The sequence below is a fragment of the Streptomyces sp. genome (assembly GCF_036524955.1).
Classification (GTDB): Bacteria; Actinomycetota; Actinomycetes; order Streptomycetales; family Streptomycetaceae; genus Actinacidiphila.
Map to the genome: position 1 here is coordinate 1 of NZ_DATDBG010000175.1, position 6347 is coordinate 6347.

Genomic DNA, 6347 nt, shown 5'->3' on the forward strand with positions numbered 1-6347 from the left:
CCCTGGGCCATTCGGTTCAGCCCGAATTGCACTCACTCCACGCGGCGCGTCCGGCGGGAGGCCACGCGCACGTCACGGTCGGTCTACCAGATCGCCTCGACCCACTCCGGGTGGTCGATGAACGGGTTGCGGTTCTTCTGGTAAATGTCGTAGATGATCTGGTTGCGCGCCTCCTCGAAGGCGCTCGGCGGGTCCTGCTCGTTCCACTGCTTCAGGATGGAGAGGCGGCCGTGGTAGGGGACGCTGCCGTTGGAGACCGAGTCGTTGGGCTCCAGGTCGGCCCAGGCGTCGTCCCCCTCGTAGCGGACGGCCATGTAGAGGATCATGCGGGCCACGTCGCCCTTGTCCGCGTTGCGCGGCTCGAAGGAGTTGGAGTCCGTGTAGCTGCCGGGCGCGCCGCTGACCGCGCTGCCTCCGTTGTCGAAGTCCTTGTTGCCGCGGATGCTGTTGACCTGTACGTCCGCGGGGCGCAGGTGGTGCAGGTCGGTGCCGGGGCCGGCCGAGGTGCCGAAGCCGCCGTGGGACTGGGCCCACACGTGCTCGCGGTTCCAGTCGCCCACGTCGCCGCCGCTGAGGGCCTTGCTGCGCGAGGTGCCGCTGTACAGCAGGATCACGTTGCCGCTGTTGTTCGGGTCCTGGTCGGTGACCTTCAGCGCGTTCCAGACCGCGTCGTACGAGATCTTGCTCTGGCTGCTGATGATCGTGTGCAGCGAGGACTTCAGGCTCGTGCCGGTCTTGCCGATCGCGTTCTTGTAGTACGTGCTGTCGTACGCCGTGGTCGTGGCGCTCGCGGGAGTCGCGGCGACCGTCGGTAGGGTGAGGCCGACGAGGACGGCGGATACGGTTGCCGCCCACACCTTCCATCTGCCTATCTGCGCAACGGACATGGGGGTGCCCTTCCCGGGGACGGCACGCGCCGGAACGCGGCATCCCGCTCAACTACGCCGCGATCTACGCGTGTTGACTTTTTGTAACCGGAGCATGACAGGGAGGAGGGGTCGGCTGTGTAACCGGGAGAAGGCTTTTCTGTGACGTTCTCGTATACGACACGGCCCCTGACCGTTCCCAGGTCAGGGGCCGTGTCGCGCGAGGGCTTTGCCCAACTGGCGGAGCTTTTGCTCTCCTTGATGTCCGAAGTACCCAGGCGGCGGAGCCTCCCCATGCTGTTGCCGAGCGGTCGTAGTCACCGAAGGTGTGGCCTGGTACACCGTCGGTCACGGATCAGGGCCTGCGGGACCGGCGAGGGCCGCCAGGGCGTCCGGGGAGTCGAAGTCGTCCAGGCTGCCGCCGACGGCGGCGAGGAACCTCGCGGCCGAGCACGGTGCGATGCCCGGGACGCTGACAGCCCCCGGGGCCGGTGGTGCTGGCACCCCGCCTCCTCCGGCATGCGCGCACCCTCGCGACGGCCGTGCCTTTCCGGGGATTCTGACAGTGGCCCCAGGGAGAGGAACCGGGACCCACGAACAGGATGAAGGCAGGATTCGCCATGAACAGCACGCCGCTCGCCGCCAGGAACCGCCAGGCACTGGAAGCACGGCTGTGGGCCAACATCGGTGCCCTGAGCGGCATGGGCTTCGGGGACACCGACCAGGACACAACCGGCGGCAGCCGCACCGCCACCACCGCGCAGACAGCCACGGCCAAGGCCCCCGCACACAGCACCCCGCGCAATCCCGTCCACACGATCGGCACGCCGGCGCCCCTGCGCGGCGCCGCATGACGGGCTCTGGGCCCATTCCCAGGGGCCAAGCGCGCACCGCCCATCGGCACGGCACGCAGTAGCGGACAGCCGGCGACGCTCACACTGAGACCGTGGACGGGCGATCCCGCCGCGGGACCCGTGCCGCGAGGGATCACAGGCGGACGACGACCAGGGCGATGTCGTCGCGGGCGCCGCCGCTGACGCCGAGGTGGGCCAGCAGGGCGTCGGCGAGGCGTTCCGGGCCCAGGCGGCTGTCGCGGGCCAGGGCGTCGGTCAGCCGTTGCAGGCCGGTGTCGATGTCCTCGCCCCGGCGTTCGATGAGCCCGTCGGTGTAGAGGACGAGGGTGTCGCCCGGGGTGTAGGGCACGGCGGCCTGGGGGCGGGAGGCGTGTTTGGGGCGGGCGCCCAGCGGCGGGTCGGTGGCGTGGTCCAGCAGGTCGCAGGTGCCGTCGGGGTGCACCAGGACGGGGGGCGGGTGGCCGGCGCTGCTGTAGGTGATCCGGTGGCTGCGGGTGTCGATCACCGCCTTGACCACGGTGGTGGCCAGCGCCCCCTCCACGGACCGGGAGTACAGGCCCAGGACCTCCAGGGCTCTCGCGGGCCCGTCGACGGCCCTCACGGCGGCGCTCAGCGCGCTGCGGAGCATGCCCATGACGGCTGCGGCCTCCAGGCCGTGGCCGACGACGTCGCCGACCGCGACACCGAAACCGTCATGGGGCAGATCGACCACGTCGTACCAGTCGCCGCACACGTTCAGCGATCCCACCGCGGGCAGGTAGCGCACCGCGACATCCCGGTGCCGGGCCAGATCCGGCGAGCGGAGCATCGCCTCCTGCAAGGTGACGGCGACCTGACGCTCCCGGGCGTGGGCCCGCCGCAGCTCCTCGTTCAGCCGCTGCAGCTCGCGCGCCCGGGCGTACAGCTCGGCCTCCATCGCCTCCCGTTCGCTGAGCGTCCCGCCCGCCGGGCGGGCCGGGCGGGACAGGACGAACGCGGTCACGTCCTCCACCCGGTGGATGATCCACACCACCTGGCCGTCCGGTCCGAGCACGGGAGTGTTGATCGGGGACCACCACCGCTCCTCGAACACCCCGGGCCTGTCCGCGACGGGGATGTCGTACTTCTGCAGCGCCATGGTGTCCGGCTCCCTGAACCGCAGTACCCGGTGCAGCGAGGCGTCCAGGTTCCGCACCCCGTCAGCGTCCGGATCCGCGGGATTGTCCGGGAAGGCCTCGAACAGGTACTGCCCGACCAGCTCCGGCCTGCTCCGGCCGGTCGCCCGGAGGTACGCCTCATTGACGTCCACGATCACCAAGTCGGGACCCAGCACCAGATACGGACTGGGCGTGGCCGCGAACAATGCCCTGTAATCGATCTGCGGTAGCACAGGCTCCCTGCCAGTCCTCTCGCTGGTGGTGCTCTCGCCAATCTACGAGGCGCCCGGCATCCGCGCCCGCCCCGATCCGCCATCCGCCATCCGCCATCCGCCATCCGCGAGCCGAGGGGACAGCCGGACTGGGTCTTCCCGCCGTCGCCCGGGGCGTTCCGTGCCAACGCCGTGTGCGTGGCCTACGGAACCGCCGGAGTGGTCCACGCCCGGCACCGCGCCGGCGTACCCGTCCCGGACGACGTCGAGAAGCGACTCCTGCGCGACGCCATGGCCCTGCGCGACGAACTGCCCCCGGACAACGCCGTGATCCGGCGGGCCATGCCCTTTCTGGCCGTGGGCTCGGCGGGGTGGCGACCGTCCTGGCCCGCTACCGGGCGACCGCACCGGACAAACCCTGCGCCGCGGCACTCCCCCTGCTCGTCGCCGTCACACGCAAGATCTGCGCGACGGGACGGCCGCCACCGGCCTGCGGCCCGGCAGCCCCCTGCGGCCCGTTCGTTTTCCAACGGCCCGTGACGCCCGGCCTGCGGATCGGCCCGAGCAGTCATAGCCTGACCCCATGCCGCCATCCGGAACGGTCCCCCTCGGATTTCTGGCCGGTCAGCATGACCCTGGTGACGGCAGCCTGGCCGCGTCCCGCGAAGGCCGAGCACGCCGAACGGGCCGAGGACGCGCCAGACGGTCGCGGGTGCCCAGGGCCGCCGAACCGGGTGCCGCCTCGAACGCACGGCCGCCTCCCGGCACCGCACGTGGCGTTCCGGCCCCGGTGGCCGGGCACCCCACCGGACGGAGGAAGAGCATGCGCGAGTTCCTGGTAGAGATCACCACCGACATCCCCGAGGGCACCGACCCGGCCGACGTCGACCGGCGCCGTGCCGCCGAAGCGGTCCGGGCAAAGGAGCTGGCCGCCACGGGCAACTTGGTCCGGCTCTGGCGCCCGGCCGGTGAGCTGCGGAGCATCGGCTTGTGGCGTGCCGCCGACGAGGCTGAGCTGCGCGAGAAGGTGCTCGGTACACTGCCGCTGCGCTCGTGGATGACCCTGGTCGTCACCGCCGTCGAATCCCACCCCAATGACCCGGGCAAGCCCGACGCCACGTCGTGACCGCCGGACCGGCTTCCTCTGCTCGCCGCCGCCATGACGCGGCCGCGGCACTTGCCGCCCGGCGTCACGCCGGGTGCCGGACCAGCCGCTCATCGACGCATCGCTGCTGATGCCCCGGACGTGGAGTCATCCATGACCACACCGCGCGACCTGTTGACCGTTGCCATGGACATGGAGTCCAGCCGCCCTCTTGAGCGAGGCGACCTGTCACTCGCGCTCGCGGGAGCTGAACTGATCGATCTTCTCAGCGCCCAAGCCATCCGGATGGACGGCGATCACATCGTGCCGGCTCACCGGCCGACCGTCGCGGATCGCCTGTTGGACCAAGCCGCGTCGTCCCTTGCCCGGGAAGCGCCGTACGAGTCGGTCGGCGACTGGCTGTGGCGCAGAGGCCACGGCCTGGCAACGGCCTACCTGGCCGCTCTTGAGGCCGAAGGGCAGCTCACTCGGCAACACCGCCGCTGGATGCCCTTCCGGACGGGTCGAACGGTGCTGGCCGATTCCCCCGCTCGCCGCCGGGCAGCCGACCGCTGGACATCTCATGAGCCCATCCTCACCGCCCTCGCGGCAGCCGCCGGGATCAACGACACACAACCCGGAGACCCGCCGAGCGTGGCCGACGACGCAGTGGCAACCGTGCTCGCCGCCGTCAACGACGCCGTGAGGGAGCTGGAAGCCGTGCGGCAACGCCGAGCCATCGAGAAAGCGGCCTTCGACAACATCTGGCGAGGCGACGGCGACTGACCCACCGGGCGTTCCGTCCATGGAGGCAACCAGGCCTGTCTCCATGACCGGTCATCGCTCCGTGGCTGGGTGCTCGGACACGATCGATACCCGCGGCATCTCGGAGCTGACCGACAGCCACAAACGTCCTGGTCGTGCGCGTCGACCAGCGGGGACTCCTCGGAGGAGACCGCCGGGAAGCCCGGGCGCTGACAGGCACCTTCCGGCGCTGAAGGAGGCGACCCGTTCGGCCGCGTCAGTGCTGGAGCGCGGCCTTGAAGACCACGATGACCAGTCCGAGGAGAAGGTTGACCGCACCCGCGGCCAGGATCAGACCGCGTGAGGCGCCGGCGCGAACAGCGGCCAGGGTCGCCCAGCCGACCTGCCCGGCCAGAGCGACAGCGAGCGCCAGCCATGCCGTCCCCTGAAATCCCAGTCCGAGGAACGGACTGATCGCCACAGCACCGGCCGGTGGGACGGCGGCCTCGACGATCGGCCGCTCGTCGGCGCACACGCGGCGAACCTCTTCCCGGCTCACCGGCTGGTGCACCGTCCGGGCTCCGGTGAGGCGGGAGAAGACGTGCGCGGCCCAGAACACCACACCGGTACCAAGCAGCAGCACAACGAGTTCCCACCGCGGAAACGAACCGGGCGTGCCGGCGCCGACCACCACCGAGGCGGCGAGCAGCGAGCCGTATATCGCGCCGCTGTAGTCGATGTGAGCGGCACCCGTCGGCGGCCGAGTCTGCGAGTCCTGCGCGCGGGTCCGGTGTGTCACACCCCCAGAGTCGCCGAACAGGCCGCGCTTCGCATGGTCGCGGCGCCCGACGGCCAGGGGAAGCCGTCGGGCACTGATCAGCCGGTGTCACGCCCCGCCGCGGCCCGATCCACGGCCAGGGCCGGCCTGCGAACCCCGCCCCGGTCCATCGGCGGCTTGCCGCGCGGTACGCCGGGACGGTGACCGGGCAGCCGTACGCGCAGGGCGCCCGGTGCGATCCGGCAGCGTACGGGGGTGGGCACGGTGAGGGCCTCCGCTGTCGACACCGGCCGGGGCGAAGGGCGCGTCAGCGTCGATGACCATCTCCTGGGCGGTGACCGAGGTCGGCCCGGGTCCGCGCTTGCGTGAAGCGGCTAATTCGCCCGGACCGCGTTGTCGACCTCGACACCGAGTACTGCCGGGACGCCGGAGTCCAGCCGCTCCCGGCGCCCCGGGCCTGCGGGATCTCCCTTCCGGCAGGGATTGTTGCTCACCAGGACGGCCTGGGGGCCGTCGATGGTCACGGATTCATCCACGCATCATCCCAGGTCAACAGCCCGCTTATCATTGGACAATTCCAAGAGGTAGGGGGGGCGGGGGTGGACCAATCCGAAGTCGGCCGGTTGACCGATTCATTCCCGTGAAAACGAGTGGCCACCGCGAATCCGGTCGT

8 protein-coding genes and 1 pseudogene are annotated in these 6347 nt (G+C 70.9%); 3 read left to right on the forward strand and 6 right to left on the reverse strand.

From position 1 onward, the window contains the following. Positions 1-83: 83 nt before the first annotated feature. Positions 84-887: an endonuclease I family protein gene (locus tag VIW71_RS14300; RefSeq protein WP_331622591.1), complete on the reverse strand. Its 804-nt coding sequence runs from the start codon at positions 885-887 to the stop codon at positions 84-86. Positions 888-1229: 342 nt separating this feature from the next. Next, a pseudogene (locus VIW71_RS14305) lies at positions 1230-1343 on the reverse strand (transposase); the annotation flags it as partial. 143 nt (positions 1344-1486) lie between these two features. On the opposite strand from VIW71_RS14305, the gene VIW71_RS14310 reads away from it, so the two are divergent. After that, entirely contained in the window at positions 1487-1720 is a 234-nt protein-coding gene (locus tag VIW71_RS14310) for a hypothetical protein (protein ID WP_331622593.1), read from the forward strand. Between the two features lie 133 nt (positions 1721-1853). Here the strand turns inward: VIW71_RS14310 and VIW71_RS14315 are convergent, their stop codons facing one another. Further along, a complete protein-coding gene (locus VIW71_RS14315) occupies positions 1854-3089 on the reverse strand; it encodes a PP2C family protein-serine/threonine phosphatase (protein ID WP_331622594.1) in 1236 nt (411 codons plus the stop codon). 802 nt (positions 3090-3891) lie between these two features. Here VIW71_RS14315 and VIW71_RS14320 point away from each other — a divergent pair. After that, entirely contained in the window at positions 3892-4194 is a 303-nt protein-coding gene (locus tag VIW71_RS14320) for a muconolactone Delta-isomerase family protein (RefSeq protein ID WP_331622595.1), read from the forward strand. A 132-nt stretch (positions 4195-4326) separates the two neighbouring features. After that, a complete protein-coding gene (locus VIW71_RS14325) occupies positions 4327-4938 on the forward strand; it encodes a GOLPH3/VPS74 family protein (RefSeq protein WP_331622597.1) in 612 nt (203 codons plus the stop codon). A 235-nt stretch (positions 4939-5173) separates the two neighbouring features. Here the strand turns inward: VIW71_RS14325 and VIW71_RS14330 are convergent, their stop codons facing one another. From VIW71_RS14330 to VIW71_RS14340, 3 genes are all read right to left on the reverse strand, one after another. Continuing rightward, a complete protein-coding gene (locus tag VIW71_RS14330; RefSeq protein ID WP_414720746.1) occupies positions 5174-5695 on the reverse strand; it encodes a hypothetical protein in 522 nt (173 codons plus the stop codon). 77 nt (positions 5696-5772) lie between these two features. After that, the gene (locus VIW71_RS14335; RefSeq protein ID WP_331622598.1) at positions 5773-5961 is read right to left on the reverse strand and encodes a hypothetical protein; all 189 of its coding nucleotides are present in this window, start codon (positions 5959-5961) and stop codon (positions 5773-5775) included. 87 nt (positions 5962-6048) lie between these two features. Continuing rightward, complete coding sequence (locus tag VIW71_RS14340) at positions 6049-6210, reverse strand: hypothetical protein (protein WP_331622600.1); 162 nt, start codon at positions 6208-6210, stop codon at positions 6049-6051. Between the last annotated feature and the right edge of the window lie 137 nt (positions 6211-6347).